At 54.2% G+C, this 19,248-nt stretch carries 15 protein-coding genes and 1 pseudogene; 8 read left to right on the top strand and 8 right to left on the bottom strand.

Annotation, left to right across the window (positions count from 1 at the left end; all coding sequences use genetic code 11):
* The first annotated feature begins 128 nt into the window (after nt 1-128).
* Nucleotides 129-1,286, top strand: coding sequence for a D-alanyl-D-alanine-carboxypeptidase/endopeptidase AmpH (gene ampH, locus KQJ19_RS13475; protein ID WP_047497838.1), 1,158 nt, complete (start codon nt 129-131; stop codon nt 1,284-1,286).
* Between the two features lies 1 nt (nt 1,287).
* Here ampH and iprA read toward each other — a convergent pair whose 3' ends face one another.
* Nucleotides 1,288-1,911, bottom strand: coding sequence for a hydrogen peroxide resistance inhibitor IprA (gene iprA, locus KQJ19_RS13470; protein ID WP_047497841.1), 624 nt, complete (start codon nt 1,909-1,911; stop codon nt 1,288-1,290).
* A gap of 89 nt (nt 1,912-2,000) precedes the next feature.
* Entirely contained in the window at nt 2,001-4,925 is a 2,925-nt protein-coding gene (gene ehaB / locus KQJ19_RS13465; RefSeq protein WP_216403751.1) for an autotransporter adhesin EhaB, read from the bottom strand.
* A 510-nt stretch (nt 4,926-5,435) separates the two neighbouring features.
* On the opposite strand from ehaB, the gene hemB reads away from it, so the two are divergent.
* Complete coding sequence (hemB, locus tag KQJ19_RS13460; RefSeq protein WP_216403750.1) at nt 5,436-6,410, top strand: porphobilinogen synthase; 975 nt, start codon at nt 5,436-5,438, stop codon at nt 6,408-6,410.
* A 78-nt stretch (nt 6,411-6,488) separates the two neighbouring features.
* Here the strand turns inward: hemB and tauD are convergent, their stop codons facing one another.
* The 4 genes from tauD to tauA are packed head-to-tail and all read right to left on the bottom strand — an operon-like array spanning nt 6,489 to nt 9,908.
* A complete protein-coding gene (gene tauD / locus KQJ19_RS13455) occupies nt 6,489-7,340 on the bottom strand; it encodes a taurine dioxygenase (protein ID WP_049270213.1) in 852 nt (283 codons plus the stop codon).
* Entirely contained in the window at nt 7,337-8,167 is an 831-nt protein-coding gene (gene tauC, locus KQJ19_RS13450) for a taurine ABC transporter permease TauC (RefSeq protein ID WP_016155826.1), read from the bottom strand. Before tauC ends, tauD begins: the two co-directional genes overlap by 4 nt.
* Nucleotides 8,164-8,931 (bottom strand): taurine ABC transporter ATP-binding subunit, encoded by a 768-nt coding sequence (tauB, locus tag KQJ19_RS13445; protein WP_103928963.1) that lies wholly within the window; start codon nt 8,929-8,931, stop codon nt 8,164-8,166. Before tauB ends, tauC begins: the two co-directional genes overlap by 4 nt.
* A 14-nt stretch (nt 8,932-8,945) precedes the next feature.
* The gene (tauA, locus tag KQJ19_RS13440) at nt 8,946-9,908 is read right to left on the bottom strand and encodes a taurine ABC transporter substrate-binding protein (protein ID WP_049042255.1); all 963 of its coding nucleotides are present in this window, start codon (nt 9,906-9,908) and stop codon (nt 8,946-8,948) included.
* A gap of 256 nt (nt 9,909-10,164) precedes the next feature.
* Here tauA and KQJ19_RS13435 point away from each other — a divergent pair, with 256 nt between their 5' ends.
* The 6 genes from KQJ19_RS13435 (at nt 10,165) to fbpC (ending at nt 17,959) form a co-directional block, all read left to right on the top strand.
* Nucleotides 10,165-10,794 carry a response regulator transcription factor gene (locus KQJ19_RS13435; RefSeq protein ID WP_200079696.1) on the top strand — a complete coding sequence of 210 codons (630 nt, stop codon included), beginning with the start codon at nt 10,165-10,167 and terminating at the stop codon, nt 10,792-10,794.
* Nucleotides 10,794-12,335 (top strand): MASE1 domain-containing protein, encoded by a 1,542-nt coding sequence (locus KQJ19_RS13430; protein WP_137366564.1) that lies wholly within the window; start codon nt 10,794-10,796, stop codon nt 12,333-12,335. Before KQJ19_RS13435 ends, KQJ19_RS13430 begins: the two co-directional genes overlap by 1 nt.
* A gap of 85 nt (nt 12,336-12,420) precedes the next feature.
* Complete coding sequence (gene uhpC / locus KQJ19_RS13425) at nt 12,421-13,725, top strand: MFS transporter family glucose-6-phosphate receptor UhpC (protein WP_047357663.1); 1,305 nt, start codon at nt 12,421-12,423, stop codon at nt 13,723-13,725.
* Nucleotides 13,722-14,753, top strand: coding sequence for an ABC transporter substrate-binding protein (locus KQJ19_RS13420; protein WP_016151983.1), 1,032 nt, complete (start codon nt 13,722-13,724; stop codon nt 14,751-14,753). Before uhpC ends, KQJ19_RS13420 begins: the two co-directional genes overlap by 4 nt.
* Nucleotides 14,754-14,822: 69 nt before the next feature.
* Complete coding sequence (locus KQJ19_RS13415) at nt 14,823-16,901, top strand: iron ABC transporter permease (protein ID WP_019076131.1); 2,079 nt, start codon at nt 14,823-14,825, stop codon at nt 16,899-16,901.
* Between the two features lie 11 nt (nt 16,902-16,912).
* A complete protein-coding gene (gene fbpC / locus KQJ19_RS13410; RefSeq protein WP_049270222.1) occupies nt 16,913-17,959 on the top strand; it encodes a ferric ABC transporter ATP-binding protein in 1,047 nt (348 codons plus the stop codon).
* Nucleotides 17,960-18,029: 70 nt separating this feature from the next.
* Here the strand turns inward: fbpC and mmuM are convergent, their stop codons facing one another.
* On the bottom strand, nt 18,030-18,971 hold the full coding sequence (gene mmuM / locus KQJ19_RS13405; protein ID WP_216403749.1) for a homocysteine S-methyltransferase: 942 nt from the start codon (nt 18,969-18,971) through the stop codon (nt 18,030-18,032).
* A pseudogene (locus tag KQJ19_RS13400) lies at nt 18,958-19,248 on the bottom strand (S-methylmethionine permease); the annotation flags it as partial. The pseudogene KQJ19_RS13400 and the gene mmuM, both read right to left, overlap by 14 nt.

Genomic DNA, 19,248 nt, shown 5'->3' with positions numbered 1-19,248 from the left:
GTTTACTCATCGTTACGTTTTTCACACTATCATTGGCTGATAAGCGCTTTGCAATACGCCGATGAGTAGTATAAATACGCATACGCACGACATCCTTTTTCACTTTCTCTAACTCATGGACACCACCGTTGAAACGTAGTCTGCTTTTTTCTGCCGCGCTGTGTGCGGCGTCATTGACATCTGTCCAGGCGGCACAGCCTATAACCGATCCGGTCTTCGCCTCTGATATCGTCGATCGTTATGCCGACCATATATTTTACGGCAGCGGTGCTACGGGGATGGCGCTCGTGGTGATTGATGGTAACCAGCGCGTATTTCGCAGCTTCGGCGAAACACGCCCTGGCAATAACGTCCATCCGCAGTTGGATTCCGTTATTCGAATTGCCTCTATTACTAAATTAATGACCAGCGAAATGCTGGTGAAATTACTCGATCAGGGTACGGTTAAACTCAACGATCCATTGAGCAAATATGCGCCGCCTGGCGCGCGCGTGCCAACTTATCAGGGCACGCCGATTACGCTGGTGAATCTGGCGACGCATACCAGCGCGCTGCCGCGCGAACAGCCTGGCGGTGCGGCGAAGCGCCCAGTGTTTGTCTGGCCAACCCGTGAACAGCGCTGGAGCTATCTCTCAACCGCCACGCTTAAAACCGCACCGGGCTCGCAGGCTTCTTATTCCAACCTGGCGTTTGACCTGCTGGCCGATGCGCTAGGAACCGCATCCGGAAAGCCTTATCCGCAGCTGTTTGAAGAAAAAATTACCCGTCCGCTGGGGATGAAAGACACCACCTTTACCCCATCCCCCGATCAATGCAGACGCCTGATGGTCGCGGAAAAAGGCGCCAGTCCTTGCAACAATACCCTGGCGGCGATGGGCAGCGGCGGTGTTTATTCAACGCCCGGCGATATGATGCGCTGGATGCAGCAGTATCTCTCATCTGATTTTTACCATCGTAGCCAGCAGGCCGACCGTATGCAGACGCTGATTTATCAGCGTACGCAGTTAACCAAAGTGATAGGGATGGATGTTCCGGGTAGAGCCGATGCGCTGGGTTTGGGCTGGGTCTATATGGCGCCGAAGAATGGGCGACCAGGAATTATTCAAAAAACTGGTGGCGGCGGCGGCTTCATTACCTATATGGCGATGATCCCGCAGCAAAACGTCGGGGCATTTATCGTGGTGACCCGCTCTCCGCTAACCCGCTTTACCAATATGAGCGACGGTATCAACGATCTGGTTGCAGAGCTGAGCGGGAACAAACCGCAGGTTATTCCTGCATCCTGACTTAATACTCAAAAGGCAAACGGTTAATGCTCACCAGTTTGCCTTTATTCATTTCAATGTAACCACCTTTACGCAATGCCGCGAGAACCTCAGCGACAACTGAGCGTGAAATTCGTGTGCGTTGGTGAATATAGTTCATGACGCCGATACGCGAACGCAGTACGTCGTCCCATTTCGTCATGGATATCAGCGTCGCACGGATCTGATCGTAGGAGTTATTGCCGATCAGTTGCAGATCGCGCAACTCAAACATGGAGTTTTGCCATGCGAGCCAGCAAAAGGCTTCACGCCAAAGCTGGCATTGTTCAATTATATTTATCGTTTGCGAAGCAGGCAGGTGGTATCCTGTACAATTACTTTCGGTTATTAATTTGTATTGTACATCTGTTTTCATCACGCCATCAGAAAGGCCCATAATAAAAGGTGCCTGTGCAATCCCGACCAGCACGCTTTCCCCTCTACGCAAGGAAACAACACCACTTAAAATAACGAAAGTATCATCACTATTAATATCACCGGAATAAATTATTTCTTTATCGTTCTCACACTCAAAGTGTTTACCATATTTCGCTAAACATTTATCAAGCTTACCAAACTCAAGAAGAGGTTTATTTGAAGATAGCATGTGCGCATTCCTTGCAATAAATGCCCGTCAAATCCGTGACGGGCATTATTCTAAATTAAATTACCTTTTATTTCTCTGCGAGAAAGTTGTTACCAGGTATATTTAACACCAACGTTTGCAGACCAGTCTTGATCGACATCACCGCCACCGAGGTAATTAGCATCGGTGTACGCGCTGAAGTTCTTGGTGAAGCTGAACTGAGTACCCAGCCCAACGCGTACCGCAGAACCTTCTACGCCGTTGTCGATAGAATCACCGTTTACATCAGAATCGTTGTTAGAGTCGTCGTAAACGTAGGCCAGTTTGAAGTACGGGGTCAACGCCTGGTCATCGCTGTAGGCGAAGGTATAACCCGCATCTACACCAAGTTCATAACGCATGCTGTCATAAGACTGACCGTCAACTTTCATGTCGTTGCTCAGCTTATAGTCATCACCAGACTGGAACAGACCGGATACGCTACCGTAAGGGGTTACGTAACCTGCGTCACCCAGCTTCAGGTCATAACCCAGTTTCAAGCCAAAGCCCCAGGCATCAGAAGAGGTGCTGCCATCAACATACTGACCGTTGCTCATGCTGGCAGACAGATCGTTGTTGAAGTGGGAGTAGCTTAAGTTACTGTCAACAAAGATGTTGTTCGCAAAACGAGCAGAAGAGTAGACATAGGCAGTCTGGCTATCCTGATCTACCTGACCGGTACGATCACTCATATCACCTTTCGCGAAGCCTGCCGCAGCACCGACAATCCACTTAGCGTTGTTACCATCGATTTTGGAATCAACACCGACCATGATGCCGTTAACATCCTGATCATAGTTAATGTTGCCGTTATCCGCATCGAAGCTGCCGCCGAAGTAGCTCACCCATGCACCACCGTTATCTACCAGGCCATGACGCGCGTTAGTCAGACGAGTACCAACGGTGTCTTGTTCCAGGTTCCAGATATTGGTGTTGGCAGACGGAATGCTCAGCGCCATGTTCGCGTAGTCGGTCAGCTCCATCTGCTGCAGAACAACGGTGTTACCCTGCTGCTGAGCCTGATAGGTGTAAGCACCCAGGTCTGCTTTGTTGGCTGCAGAGAAGGTTGCGGTGCTGTTCGTGTCGTTAACGTAGATCAGCTCGTTACCGTTGTAATCAGCAACAGAACCTGCGCCAGTGGCGTTATCGATGCGAACTTTATAGTTACCGGTTGCCGCTGCTACGTGATCACCGTAGTTATCAACTTCAGACTGATCGCCTGAGGTGTCGGAATCGCCGTTACCGTTGATAGTCAGATGACCATCAGAGTTCATCGCGATCACGCCATAACCGTAGTTAGCCTGGCGCGTATCGTTGGTACGATCGTTGGTCAGGTCAGCATTCAACACATAGTTAGCGCTGTTGATGTCGAAAACACCCGCATTAACATGGTTGTAAGCGTCGGTGTAGCTGGTCAGATTCAGGGTATCAACCTGCAGCGCGTTTCCGGTGCTGTTGCCCACATCCAGAACGCCGTTGTTGGTGACGTTAATGGTATTGGCATACAGCGCGGCATTAAGCACATTCCAGCCTGCAGAGACATCATCAGCAATCGTTACGGTACTGTTGTCAATAGACAGCGTATTAGTCGCAACACGACCATCTTCATTGATGTTCAGTGCGGAAGCACCGGTCAGAGAGATGGAGTCAGAAACCAGCGCAGAATCACCCACGTTGACAACGGAACCGCTGTTGATGCTCAGAGTGTCAATCAGAGAAGTTTTGGTGGTATCCCACTGGGAAGCGCCGTTCAGCGTCACGTTGAACAGACCGCTCTGATAAACGGTATTGCCAACCACATGACCATTTTCGTCATAAGAGGTTGTGTCGCTATCGATACCGTAGGTTGAAGAAGGCCACAGGCTGTTGGCAGCGATATCAATCAGCGTAGCGGTGGCTTCAGTGCCCTCAGCATAGCTTTCGTAAACGCCATCACCATCAACGTCAACCTGATGGACGGACATTGCCGCACCAACCCACTTGCTGCCGTGGTTCAGGGTCAGATCCAGACGGTCAGTACCATCCCAGCCGTTGGTATCCAGATCGGCATCGGTATCACGGTAAGTATCAGCACCGTTCGGGAAGAAGTTCTCATCAAAGTTGCTGGAGAACAGCACATCGCCCATCAGCGTAGCGTTATCAAACGTGGCGGTGGTCTGCATCGCGTTATCTGCATCGGGATGAGCAATAACCGCCAATGCGATATCATTCGCGTTCCAACCGTTACCGTTGTAGTCGCTCGCATTGCTGGTGTTACCAAACCAGCCGGATCTTCCTTCATCAGACCAGGAACCGGAGGTCAGGGTAGAGTCGGTAACAGCGATAGTGTTGTTAAACACTTCGCCGCTGTTTACGCCGGTGATGACGGTATTATCGTCAATATCTTCCCACTCATAACCTTGAGTCAGGGTAATACCCGCAACGTGAGAGTTGTTGGTGATAGACAGATCAACTTCTTGATCCAGAGTGATAGCCGTACCCAGGTTATAAACGTCGACAACGTGCGTATCAGCCACGTCATTATAGGTACCGTTGTAGGTATAATGTTCGTAGTTATCATCGATAGTGGAGTTGATGACGTTCATCGCCAGACGATCGTAGTAATAGTCGGTACCCGTACGGTTAGTACAATCCGTGGTCATACATTCGGATGTCACCATACCGTGAATGGTACTGTTTTTAATCGTCAGGCTGTTATAATTGCCGTTGGTTGACAGTCCATCATCCAGATAATAAGTAGAAATAACGCCGTTGACAGTAGCGTTATTGATTACCGGATAAATATCACCGTTATAAATACTATCAGTGCCGTAATTGTTCCAACCGACATAGCCATCGAAGTAAACGTCATCAACATGTGATGCGTCATTATAATGGGTGAACGTTGTGTACGTCGTCCCAGAAATATCAGTAGAAGCATTCGCCTGAGAAGTGATTGCCAAAGTACAGGCTAATGCTAATTGTGAGACTACAAGTTTCTTTTTCCAAGTGTGCATTTGTCATCCCTCCTCAGGGACGTAATATAGTTGATCCATCAATTATCAATGCAAAGAAAACATTTTATGTTTCGCGGGGACGATTATGCGGTTTCACAAAGGAAAGGTTCAATTATTCTTTGCTAGTCGTCCGAAACCGGACAACACTACGAATACCCTCGTCTCTGACACAAAAGACAAAAAAACTCATTCTTTCAATGAAATATCTCACAAGATATTTCTGAAACATATAATTAATAAATAACTTAGCACTCACCTAAACAAATAAACAATAAATGAAATGGAATTATTTCCCACATCTATAAAAATAAACGCATCGATATTTAAAATAATAAAATAGAAACAAACAAAATAATGAATATGAATAATTTGCCATAAATGTGAATAAATTGCTCTAATGATTCAGCCTTCCACGATGGAAAATCCAGATATAACGCCAACTTTCGTAAACCACCCACCCTCAGGTTCGGGTATACTACGGCCTTCGATTCCACAAACATCAGGCATACCATGACAGACCTAATCCAACGCCCTCGCCGCCTGCGCAAATCACCTGCGCTGCGCGCTATGTTTGAAGAGACAACACTCAGATTAAATGACCTGGTGTTGCCGATCTTTGTTGAAGAAGAACTCGACGATTACAAAGCTATCGAGGCCATGCCCGGCGTGATGCGCATTCCAGAGAAGCACCTGGCGCGCGAAATTGAACGCATTGCGAATGCAGGCATCCGCTCGGTCATGACCTTCGGCATTTCTCATCACACCGATGACACCGGCAGCGATGCCTGGAAAGAAGACGGTCTGGTGGCGCGCATGTCGCGTATCTGTAAGCAGACCGTACCGGAGATGATCGTCATGTCCGACACCTGCTTCTGTGAATACACCTCGCACGGTCACTGCGGCGTATTATGCGAGCACGGCGTTGATAACGATTTAACCCTTGCCAATCTCGGCAAACAGGCGGTCGTTGCCGCCGCTGCGGGCGCAGATTTCATCGCCCCTTCCGCCGCAATGGACGGCCAAGTGCAGGCGATTCGCCAGGCGCTGGATGCCGCAGGCTTTACCGATACCGCGATCATGTCCTACTCCACCAAATTTGCCTCTTCTTTCTATGGCCCATTCCGTGAAGCCGCAGGTACCGCGCTGAAGGGCGATCGTAAAACCTATCAGATGAACCCGATGAACCGTCGGGAAGCGATCCGCGAATCGCTGCTGGATGAAGCCCAGGGCGCAGACTGCCTGATGGTCAAACCGGCTGGCGCATACCTCGATATTCTGCGCGATATCCGCGAGCGCACCGAGCTGCCGATTGGCGCTTATCAGGTCAGCGGTGAATACGCGATGATCAAGTTTGCAGCCCTCGCGGGTGCAATAGATGAAGAGAAAGTGGTGCTGGAAAGCTTAGGCTCGATCAAACGCGCTGGCGCGGATCTGATCTTCAGCTACTTCGCACTGGATCTGGCTGAGAAAAAAATCCTGCGCTAATCACTTTGTTGCCTAATGACGGCTTCGCTTTACCGGACCTACAGGTCGTAGGCCCGGTAAATGAAGCGTCTCCGATAATCATCCCGCCCGAAAAAACGGCTTGTCTCCCAAAATTGTCGCCCGGTGCATAATGCGCCGCTGGGGCAGATAATCCGCATTCGCATAATGCTGCGTCACGCGATTATCCCAAATCGCCACATCGTTGGGCTGCCAACGCCAGCGCACCTGGAACTCCGGTTTAGTGATATGCGCGAACAAAAAGCGCAGTAACGCCTCGCTCTCTTTTTCCGTCACATCGACAATTCGCGTGGTAAATCCTTCATTCACGAACAGCGCCTGCTTCCCGCTCACTGGATGCGTGCGCACCACCGGATGCAGCAGGGGCGGATGCTTTGCCACCGCCTCCAGCCAGCGCTGATGCTCCTCTGGCGTCTGGCGGTATTTATATTCCTGGAAGGATTTACGAAAATCATGCTCTGCCTGCAGGCCGCTCAGCAACTGGCGAAACGGCTCAGATAATGCGTCATAAGCGGCAATCCCGCTGGTCCACAGGGTGTCTCCCCCTGTCGATGGCAGCTCTTTTGCCGCCAGAATCGCACCCGCTGGCGGCGTGTCGATAAAGGTTACATCGGTGTGCCAGTTGTCGTTATCCGGCGGATTATCGTTATGAGTATCCAGCACGATAATCTCTTCAACCCCTTCGGCATGCGGATAGACAGGGTGAATATGCAGATCGCCAAAACGCAGCGCCAGCGCCCGCTGTTGTTGCGGCGTAATCACCTGCTCACGCAGAAACACCACCTGATGGCGCAGTACGGCGTGATAAAGCTGTTCAAACTGATTATCGCTCAGCGGGCGCGTCAAATCCGCACCGGTGATTTGTGCGCCAATGTTCGGCCCCAGCGGGGTAATGCTCAGACGTTCACTCATTGTACTTCTCCATGCCAGGGCGTCAGGCGGCGCTGAAGCGCGCGCAGACCCAGTTCTAAAATAAACGCGATAACGGCAATCACCGCGATCCCCGCCAGCACCACATCCGTTGCCAGAAACTCACCGGCTGACTGCACCATAAATCCTAAACCTCGCGTGGCGGCAATCAGCTCTGCTGCCACCAACGTCGACCAGCCCACGCCAAGCCCGATACGCAACCCTGTGAGTATCTCCGGCAATGCCCCCGGCAAAATAACAAACCACAGCACCTGCGTACGGCTGGCTCCCAGCGACTGTGCGGCACGCACTCTCACCTGCTGCGCGCTTTTAACCCCCGCCAGCGCCGACATCGCTACAGGGGCGAAAATCGCCAGATAGATCAGCAGGATCTTGGAGGTCTCACCAATGCCAAACCAGATCACCATCAGCGGCAAATAGGCCAATGGCGGAACCGGACGATACAGTTCAATGATCGGATCGAGAATGCCGCGCATCGTCGGACTCAGCCCCATAGCGATCCCAACCGGAACGCCGAGCAGTACCGCCGCCAGCAGCGCGATAACAATACGCGTCAGGCTCGCCGCCAGATGCTGCCACAGCGTGGCATCCATAAACCCCTGCGGCCCGGCAATAACCATCAGTTTTTGCAAAACCTGGCCCGGCGGGGGTAAAAACAGCGGACTGATTAACTGCAGCGCCGCCACCGTCCACCACACAGCCAGAATGACGACCAGCGTACCGAAGCTTAAGGTAATCTGCCGCGAGAACGGCCAGCGCCAATTCAGCGCGCGCTGGCGACGGGGTTTATCATTAATCACCACGCTCATGAGAATGCCTCCCGTTGTTCAAAGACACGACCTAACACATACTCGCGCATGGCGATAAACTGCGGGTCGGACTTAATGCTGCGGCTCGGCTCTCCGGCCACAAAGCGACGAGCGAAATTCAGCGGCAGACGCTCCAGTACCCGGCCAGGGCCTGGCGACAGCAATACCAGCTCCGTTGCCATAAAAACGGCTTCTTCAATATCGTGGGTAATCAACAGCACCTGTTTGCCAGTCTCATGCCACAACTTCAGCAGCAGGGTTTGCATCTGCTCGCGGGTAAAGGCGTCGAGCGCGCCAAAGGGTTCATCCAGCAACAACAGCTGCGGGTTGGCAGCCAACGCCCTCGCAATGCCGACGCGCTGACGCTGACCACCAGAGAGCTGCCAGATAAAACGTTTTCCCGCATCCTCCAGCCCAACTTTCTGCAACATCTCCCGCGCGATTCGTTGACGTTGGGGCTTCTCCATCCCCGCCAGTTGCAGCCCGAAGGCCACGTTGTCCTGCACGTTGCGCCAGGGCAGCAGGCCTTCGTTCTGGAACACAACCCCGCGCTCTGCGCCTGGACCTTCAACTTTGTTGCCCGCCAGCATAATGCTGCCATGCTGATACGGCACAAACCCGGCAATCAGATTTAACAGCGTGGTTTTTCCGCAACCAGAAGGTCCGAGTACCACCAGCAGTTCGCCACTATCGAGCGTCAGGTTGATATCTTCCAGCACCGGTTTTCCACCGTAGCTGGCGGCAAGATGAGAGATTTGCAGCATCAGCGCCTCCTTATTTATTGCACGAAGCGATCGGTCACATACTGGCTGTAATCCGTCGCGACGGCGGGGACTTTGCCCTGCTCTTTGAGGAACTGCGCGGTGTCGATAATCGCTTTATTCACCGGGCCGGTTAGCTCAGCGGTTTGCTGTTGTGCCGTCAAATAGGTGTTACCTTTCACCAGGCCCGGCACATCCGCCTCCGGTACGCCACTCAAACGCGACAGTTTGCTGATATTCTCCGGCTGCTTCAGCCATTCATCGGGATTAGCGATATAAGGCTGCTGGGCGTCGATGGCGCTTTTGGCAAAGGCTTTCACCACCTCAGGATGCTTTTCGGCAAAATCTTTGCGCACCACCCACACGTCCAGCGTCGGTGCGCCCCACTCGCCAACCTGCGATGAGTCGGTTAATACCTTGCCATCTTTTTCCAGCGCGTTTACCGCAGGCGCCCAGACATAAGCACCATCAATATCTCCGCGCTGCCAGGCGGCAATAATCGCGGGTGGCTGCAGGTTCACAATCTCCACCTGCCCTGCTTTGATACCCCAGTGTTTCAACGCCGCCAGCAGGCTGTAATGGGTAGTGGAAATAAACGGCACGGCAATGCGCTTACCAATCAAATCTTGCGGTTTACTGATGTTTTTCTTCACCACCAGCGCTTCAGAATTGCCGAGTTTTGACGCCAGCAGGAAAACCTCAATAGGCACCTGCTGGCTGGCAGCGACCGCCAGCGGGCTGGAGCCAAGATTACCGATCTGCACATCACCGGATGCCAGCGCACGGACGATGCTCGCACCGCTGTCGAATTTGCGCCAGTCAACGGTAGCCCCGCTCTCTTTAGCAAAGGTGTTATCCGCCTGCGCCACTTTAGCGGGTTCAGCGGAGGTCTGATAAGCAACGGTGACGTTCACCGCCTGTGCCTGAAATGCGATGAATGCCAGTGCGGCAAGTAGTGCGTTACGCGATGAAATAGCCATGATTGTCTGCTCCCCTGTCTTGTTATGGGGGCAGTATTTCGTTGCGGCACAATTTGATAAAGGAATTAAAAATTCTGGCTAATAGCGATCTGTTTTTAGAAAAAAAGCGGCAATGCTTAGCCCGGAAATGCATTTGATTGCAGGCCGGCAAATTATTGCGATTTTGTTACATTCGTTACATATCCGCGCCACGGGGATTGCCAGCGCGGCGCTGGCAGGCATCATAGATGCCATTGTCAGGCAAGAGAGCAAGATCATGATTCATGTTGTGCTGGTGGATGACCATGTGGTGGTGCGTTCCGGCTTTGCGCAATTACTCAGTCTCGAAGACGATCTCAACGTTGCTGGCCAGTACAGCAGCGCGGCCCTGGCGTGGCCTGCATTACTGCATGATGACGTTAACGTTGCGGTGATGGATATCGCCATGCCGGATGAAAATGGCCTGAGCCTGTTAAAACGACTGCGGGCGCAGAAGCCCGGTTTTCGCGCCATTATTCTCAGCATCTATGACTCACCCACGTTTGTGCAAAGCGCGCTGGATGCCGGTGCCAGCGGTTATCTGACCAAACGCTGCGGGCCAGAGGAACTGGTGCAGGCGGTACGATCGGTTGGTATGGGCGGGCATTACCTGTGCGCCGACGCGCTGCGGGCGCTACGCGGCGGCGAACAGCCCGCGCAGGTACTGGAGGTACTGACCCCGCGCGAGCGCGAAGTGTTTGATCTGCTGGTCAAAGGCGACAGCGTAAAAGAGATCGCCTTCAAGCTCGACCTCAGCCATAAAACGGTGCACGTTCATCGTGCGAACGTGCTGGGCAAACTGCAATGCCACAGCACCATCGATCTGGTGCATTTTGCACTCGACCACCAGTTGCTGACGGGGCATTAATGTCACGCAGCCTTCGTCATGGGGTTATTTCTCTGTTTATTCTGCTGGCCTGGGGATCGGGCTGGCTGATGCTGTGGACGCTGGGGTTTTACCTGACCCACAACGGCCAGCAGGCAGCGCTATTCCTGCCGCACGGCGTCTATCTCGCCCTGCTAATCCTGCTTTCTCGCCGTTACTGGCCCGCGCTGGTACTGCCGCCGGTGCTGATGCTGTTCTGGCTGCACAGCGAGCAATTAGTGAATGGCTATATCCTGCTGGCTGCGCCGTTGATTAGCCTGATCCCGGCGAGTATCGGCCAGTCATACTGGCACCGCTTCCCCCTTTACTGGCAGCGCTTAACGCTGCTGCTGGCCGCGGTGACGATCACGTCATTGCTCAATACCCTCCTGCTTTCACCGTTTATCCAAAGCCCGGCAACGTTAATTGGCCTGGCATCGTTTACTGGCGGCGTACTGCTGACGCCGTTTGTCTATCTGATCTATGAGTTTCTGCGCCAGCAGCACCGCTATCATTTGCTCGGACTGGATACCACAAATCCCCCCCTGCGTACCTCGCTTATCATCTGGTGCAGTCTGTTTTTCATTATTGGCATAGGTACCCAGATGGTGCTGTCACCAGAGATCGAGCGCCTGCTGCTAATCGTGGTGTTCTTACCGAACGTGGTGATGGCGTGGAAATTTGGCTGGCAGGGCGGCGTGTTGTCCGGACTGCTCGGCAGCATGATGATCACCATCGCCCGGCAAATCGGCGTCGGGTTCAGCAATTTACTGGAGTTGGAGATTTTCCTCGCCACCCAGGCGCTGCTGGGCATAGGGCTGGGGATCGCTATCAGCCGCCAGCAGCATCTGGCGCAAAACCTGCACCATTATCGCCAGCGTCTGGAAGCCGAACTGGCAGCGCGACGCGCGCTGACCGAACAACTGATCCGCACCGAGGAAAATACGCGCAAAAGCCTGGCGCGGGAGCTACACGACGAAATTGGTCAGAACATCACCGCCATTCAAATTCAGTCGCAACTGGTCAAGCGCGCGCCGGGTCGCGAGCAAACGCTTGAAGCGGCAAATCAGATCAACGACCTTGCCCGGCGCATTCACCACTCCACCCGCCAACTGCTGCGCCAGCTACGACCGCCCGCGCTCGATGAACTGGCCTTTAAAGATGCACTGCATCATCTGGTGAATGAATTTGCCTTTGCCGAACGCGGCATTCGCTGTTGGTTTGACTATCAGCTTGAAAATACGCCAGAAAATGAAACGGTGCGTTTCACACTGTATCGCCTGCTGCAGGAGTTGCTCAATAACGTCTGTAAACATGCCGACGCCAGCGAAGTGTCGATTACGCTGCGCCAGCAGGAACACCGCGTATTTCTGCACGTCGCTGACAACGGTGTAGGTATTCTCGCGGAGAAAATCCCCGGGTTCGGTATCCAGGGGATGCGTGAGCGGGTCAGCGCCCTTGGCGGCGAACTGACGCTCGAATCGAACAACGGCACGCGGGTAATTGTTAACCTGCCCACAAATTTGCAACAAATCAGCCGTTAACCAGGAAAAAGTCTTAGTCACTGCGGACTTTATCTCATCCCATTTTGCTTTCACTTTCCTATAGTCAGCACAAACGGAGGCTGCCATGCATGCACGTGCATCACGCGAAACAGACCAACAATACCGGGCGCTACGCCCCCGGCTGCTGATGTGTATGGTGATTGGGTACGCCGCGTTTTATCTGACGCGCAAAAGTGTTAACTACGTCCTCCCGGCGCTGCAAACGGATCTGGGTCTGGATAAAGGCGATATCGGCCTGCTGGGATCGCTGTTTTATCTGACCTATGGCCTGTCGAAATTCACCGCCGGGCTATGGCACGACAGCCACGGACAGCGCGCGTTTATGGGCATTGGCCTGTTTGCCACCGGCGTTTTAAACGTGCTGTTCGCCTTTGGTGAATCGCTGACGCTGCTCCTGGTGGTCTGGACGCTGAACGGATTTTTTCAGGGCTGGGGCTGGCCGCCCTGCGCCCGACTACTGACTCACTGGTACTCGCGCAACGAACGCGGCTTCTGGTGGGGCTGCTGGAATATGTCGATCAACATCGGTGGGGCCATCATCCCGCTGATTAGCGCCTTTGCCGCCCACTGGTGGGGTTGGCAGGCAGCCATGCTGGCGCCGGGAATAATCAGCATGGCGTTAGGCATCTGGCTCACCCTGCAACTGAAAGGCACGCCCCGGGAAGAAGGCTTACCCACGGTTGGGGAATGGCGGCAAGACCCGCTGGAGTTGCGTCAGGAGCAGCAAAGCCCGCCGATGGGACTGTGGCAAATGTTACGCACCACCATGCTGAAGAACCCGATGATCTGGCTACTCGGTGTGTCATATGTGTTGGTCTATTTGATCCGCATTGCGCTCAACGACTGGGGCAACATCTGGCTGACGGAAAGCCACGGTGTGAACCTGCTCAGCGCCAATGCCACGGTAATGCTGTTTGAAGTCGGCGGCTTGCTGGGGGCGCTGTTTGCCGGATGGGGATCGGATTTGCTGTTCAGCGGTCAGCGTGCCCCAATGATTTTGCTGTTCACACTGGGGCTGATGGTCTCCGTCGCCGCGCTGTGGCTGGCGCCGGTGCACCACTACGCGCTACTGGCAGTGTGTTTCTTTACCGTGGGCTTTTTTGTGTTTGGCCCACAGATGCTAATTGGCCTCGCGGCCGTGGAATGCGGACATAAGGCGGCGGCAGGTTCAATTACTGGTTTTCTCGGGCTGTTCGCCTATCTGGGGGCCGCGCTGGCGGGTTGGCCGCTGTCGCTGGTCATAGAACACTACGGCTGGTCGGGAATGTTCAGTTTGCTCTCGGTTGCCGCTGTCTTTATGGGTTTATTGCTGATGCCATTGCTCATTGCGGGCATTCCCCCTTCTCTCAGTCAAAGGATAAAACAATGAAACTGACGCTTACCTCTACCCTAATTGCCTCCGCTCTGACGCTGGCAGCCTTCAGCAGTGCAGCTCAGGCGCAGGGTCGTCTGGTGGTGTATTGCAGCGCCACCAACGAAATGTGCGAAACCGAAACCAAAGCCTTCGGTGAAAAATATGATGTGAAGACTTCATTCATTCGCAACGGCTCAGGCAGTACGCTGGCGAAAGTGGATGCCGAGAAGAAAAACCCGCAAGCGGATGTCTGGTACGGCGGTACGCTGGATCCACAGTCCCAGGCCGGTGAAATGGGCTTGCTGCAGCCGTATAAATCACCAAACCTCGAACAAATCATGGAGAAGTTTCGCGATCCGGCAAAAGTGAAAGGCAACCTCTCCTCGGCGGTTTATGTCGGTATTCTGGGCTTTGGCGTCAATACCCAGCGCCTGAAAGAGAAAAACCTACCGGTGCCAAAATGCTGGAAGGATCTGACCAAACCGGAATACAAAGGCGAAATCCAGATTGCTGATCCGCAAAGCTCCGGTACCGCCTATACCGCACTGGCGACCTTTGCCCAACTGTGGGGGGAAGATCAGGCCTTTGACTACCTGAAACAGCTCAACGCCAACGTCTCCCAGTACACCAAATCCGGCATTGCCCCGGCGCGTAACGCCGCCCGTGGCGAAACGGCTATCGGCATCGGTTTCTTGCACGACTACTCGCTGGAAAAAGAACAGGGCGCACCGCTGGAACTTGTCTCACCGTGCGAAGGTACCGGTTATGAAATCGGCGGTGTCAGCATCCTGAAAGGCGCGCGCAACCTCGATAACGCCAAACTGTTCGTTGACTGGGTACTGTCGAAAGACGCGCAGGAGCTGGCGTGGAAGAAAGGTAAATCCTATCAGATCCTGACCAACACCACCGCCGAGACGTCCCCTAACTCGCTGAAGCTCGACGACCTGAAGCTTATCAATTACGACATGGATAAGTACGGCTCGACCGACGTGCGTAAAGCCCTGATCAATAAGTGGGTCAGCGAAGTGAAGATGGGTAAATAACCCCAGATTTGCGTTCATTTGCCGGATAAGGCCTTAACGCCATATCCGGCCTGAAATACCGGAACCGCTATGTCACACACACTTGCACTCCATCCCGTGAAAAAACGGGATGCGATATTTCTTTGGATTTTACTCGGCTGGCTGGCGTTTGCCCTGCTGCCGAGCTGGAGCCTGGACTACGGTCTGCTGGAATCGACGCGTGAAGAAATTCTCGCCGCCTACGGCTGGTCACAGTTCAATATCAGTTGGCTCTGGTATCTGCTGCCAAGCCTGCTGCTGGTGCGCCCGTTCCATGAAGCCAGACGCGAACAGCGCAGCCGCCATTATTTTGACGCGGGCTGGGCGTTTTTCTGTATGGCGTTTATCGTCGCCAGCGCGACTATTGAGGGACGCGGCTTAGGCTATGCCACCATCGTGCTGTTTGTGGCACTTGGCGCGATCATGACCCTGGCGCTCACCCGTTTGGAATGGCTGGGCGGCGACCGTTTCGTCATCGGCTCGCTCACCGCGATTGTCGCGCTGATCGGTATTTTTATCGTCTGGCCAAGTATCGCTATTTTCATTCCGATGTTCACCAACGACGCCGGAGAATTTGCTCCGCTGGCGTTTATGAATGTGCTGTCGCAGGCGCATATCATTCAGGTGATCCTCAACTCGATTATGCTGTCGATTGCCGTCGGCGTCGGCTGTACCTTCTTTGGCCTGGTGCTGGCTATCTACACCACCCGTATTGCGAAACGCAGCGCCATTATTGGACGTATTTTCTCGATTCTGCCGATCGTCACCCCGCCGTTTGTTGTGGGTTTAGGCGTAACGCTGATGATGGGACGCTCCGGTTACATCACCGAATTTATGGTCGAATGGTTTGGTTTGACCAACACCAACTGGCTGTACGGTTTTACCGGCATCTGGCTGGCGCAGGTGCTGGCCTTCACTCCGATGGCGTTTATGATCCTCGACGGGGCGATCAAAACCATTCATCCGTCGCTGGAGGAGGCGTCATACACCCTGCGCGCCAGCCGCTGGCAAACCTTTAACGGCGTGTTTGTCCCGCTGCTAAAACCGGCGCTGGCAAACGCCTTTTTAATTGTGGTGGTGCAGTCGCTGGCCGACTTCAGTAACCCGCTGGTGCTTGGCGGTAACTTCGATGTGCTGGCAACGCAAATCTACTTCTACATCACCGGTTCCCAGCTCGACTACCAGGCCGCCAGTACGCTGGGTGCCTTCCTGTTGCTGTTCTCGCTGCTGGTGTTCTGCGTGCAGTACATGTGGATTGGTAAACGCTCGTACGTCACCGTTTCCGGTAAATCCTATCGGGGCGACGTGCAGCCGCTGCCGGTAACGCTGGTATGGAGCGTGGTCGCGCTGCTGGCGGTGTGGATTGCCTTTAACGCCCTGCTCTACGGCAGCATTTTCTACGGCAGTTTCACCGTAAACTGGGGCGTGGACTACACCCTGACGCTGGCGAACTTTACCAAACTGTTCGGTCAGGGAATGAGCGACGGCGCGTGGCCTTCACTGCTCGACACCCTGCTCTACGCCGGGATTGCCGCGCCGATCACCGCTATCTTCGGCCTGCTGATCGCATGGGTTGTGGTGCGTCAGCAGTTTAAAGGCAAAAAGACTATCGAGTTCACCACTATGCTGTGCTTTGCCGTTCCGGGCACCGTAGCGGGCGTGTCGTACATTCTGGCCTTTAACAGCGCCCCGGTATACCTCACCGGCACCGCCGCCATCGTGATTATCTCAATGGTAATGCGTAATGTCCCGGTCGGTATCCGGGCGGGCATTGCGGGCTTAGGCCAAATCGATAAATCGCTGGATGAAGCCTCGCTCAGTCTGCGTGCCGGTTCCCTGCGCACCATTACGCATATCCTGTTGCCGCTGCTGCGCCCGGCGATCCTCTCAGCGCTGATCTACAGCTTTGTGCGCGCCATTACCACCGTCAGCGCCATTGTGTTCCTCGTCACGCCGGATACCCGCGTGGCCACGGCCTACATCCTGAACCGCGTAGAAGACGGCGAATACGGCGTGGCGATTGCCTACGGTTCTATTTTAATCGTGGTGATGCTGGCGATTATTTTCATCTTTGACTGGCTGATCGGTGAATCACGTACCTCCCGTTCAAAAGCCAAAAACCAGGCGTAATGGAGCGCACTATGACTCAGAAAAATTTCGTTGAACTGCGCAACGTCACTAAACGATTTGGCAGCAACACGGTTATCGACAATATCAATCTCACCATTCCGCAGGGGCAAATGGTAACGCTGCTCGGCCCGTCCGGCTGCGGTAAAACCACCATCTTGCGTCTGGTTGCCGGGCTGGAAAAACCGAGCGAAGGACAAATTTTCATTGATGGCGAAGACGTTACCCATCGTTCTATTCAGCAGCGCGATATCTGTATGGTGTTTCAGTCATATGCCCTGTTCCCGCACATGTCGTTAGGGGAGAACGTCGGTTATGGCCTGAAGATGCTCGGCGTGTCGCGCGCGGAGGTGAAAACCCGCGTCAAAGAGGCGCTGGCGATGGTGGATCTGGAAGGATTTGAAGACCGCTTTGTCGATCAGATCTCCGGCGGTCAGCAGCAGCGCGTGGCGCTGGCCCGTGCATTGATCCTCAAACCGAAAGTGCTGCTGTTTGATGAACCGTTAAGTAACCTGGACGCCAACCTGCGTCGCAGTATGCGCGACAAGATCCGCGAGCTGCAAAAGCAGTTTGATATCACCTCGCTGTACGTCACCCACGATCAAAGCGAAGCCTTTGCGGTTTCCGATACCGTACTGGTGATGAACAAGGGACACATCATGCAGATCGGCTCGCCGCAGGATCTCTATCGCCAGCCCGCCTCCCGCTTTATGGCGAGCTTTATGGGCGATGCCAACCTGTTCCCGGCCACCTTCAGCGACAGATACGTTGATATCTACGGCTATCATCTGCCGCGCCCACTGCACTTTAGCGATCAAGGCGAGGGCATGGTAGGCGTGCGCCCGGAAGCGATCACGCTCAGCGACCGCGGCGAAGAGAGCCAGCGCTGCGTAATCAGCCATGTCGCGTATATGGGACCCCAATATGAGGTCACGGTGGAGTGGCACGGACAGGAGATTTTATTGCAGGTCAACGCTACGCGTCTGCAGCCGGACGTCGGCGAGCAGTATTATCTCGAAATCCATCCGTACGGCATGTTTGTGCTGGCGGATGCGGCATAAAGTGTTACCCATGTTTCCGGTTCATACCGTATCGCCATCTGGCAAAAAATGCCCGATGGCGGCTTACGTCTTATCGGGCCTGGGCCTGAACTTTTAACGCGGCAATATCCGCAGGCGTGGTGCGACAGCACCCGCCAATCAATCGTGCGCCAGCGGCCTGCCACTGTGGCAGATAATCCGCCAGTTGCGCACAAGACTCACCGTGATGATGCCAGGTTTTGCTCGCGGCATCGTACTGCTCGCCCGAATTCGGATACACCACCAGCGGCAGCGCCGTTAAGCCGTGTAAATGCTGCAACGCAGCGGTGGTGTTTTCCAGCGCAATGCAGTTAATGCCTAACGCCACCACCTGCGGATAATCCGCCAGCAACGCGACAACGTCACGCAGCGGCGTACCGTCGCTCAGGTGCTCGCTGTCACGCAGAGTAAATGAGAACCAGGCACGCGCACGCGGGTACGCGGTCAACAGCGCAGACAGTGCGCCAATCTCGACAAAATTCGGCAGAGTTTCGCAGGCCAGCAGATCGGCCCCGGCATCCAGCAATGCTTCCACGCGCGGGCGATGAAACGCCTGGAACGCCTCGGCGCTGCGCTGGTAATCGCCACGGTATTCAGAGCCGTCCGCCAGATACGCGCCGTAAGGTCCGACAGATCCCGCCACCAACAGCGTGCCCGCTTGCGGGTTCTCTGCCAAATACGCTTCACGCGCTTTACGCGCCAGCTCCACGCTTTTGCCAATCAGCGCTTTCGACTGCGCTTCATCCAGGCCACGCGCGGCAAAGCCCGCCGGTGTCGCCTGATAGCTGGCGGTGATCGCGCATTGCGCCCCCGCCCGGTAATAATCAAGATGCACTTCGCGGATAAGCTCCGGGTTTTCTACCAGCACTTTGGCTGACCACAGGCTGTCGGCTAAGTTACACCCTCGCGCTTCCAGCTCCGTCGCCATCGCGCCATCCAGTAACAGGACATCCTGTTTCTCAAGGAGAGCGCGTAACGGATTATTCTGCGACATGTTCTGGCTCCTGTTTTGCGTTACGGGGTTGAGTAAGGAAATATGCACCATAGCACAACGCAACAAACGGTAACCCGCACCACAACGCAATTCTCTGCGCTGGATCGAATGCCAGCCCCACACAGGCCACCAGACACAACACAAATCCTAATACCGGCACCAGCGGATACCACGGCGCACGATAATGTAATGCACTCAATGCCTTACCCTGTTGCAGATGACGGCGGCGAAAAACAAAGTGCGAGGCGCAGATGCTCAGCCACACCGCCACCACCGC

This window comes from Citrobacter sp. S46_ASV_140 (genome assembly GCF_018919545.1).
In the GTDB taxonomy this organism is placed as follows: Bacteria; Pseudomonadota; Gammaproteobacteria; order Enterobacterales; family Enterobacteriaceae; genus Citrobacter; species Citrobacter braakii.
The sequence above is the reverse complement of the archived record's forward strand: the minus strand, read 5'-3'. Positions and strand labels throughout refer to the sequence as shown.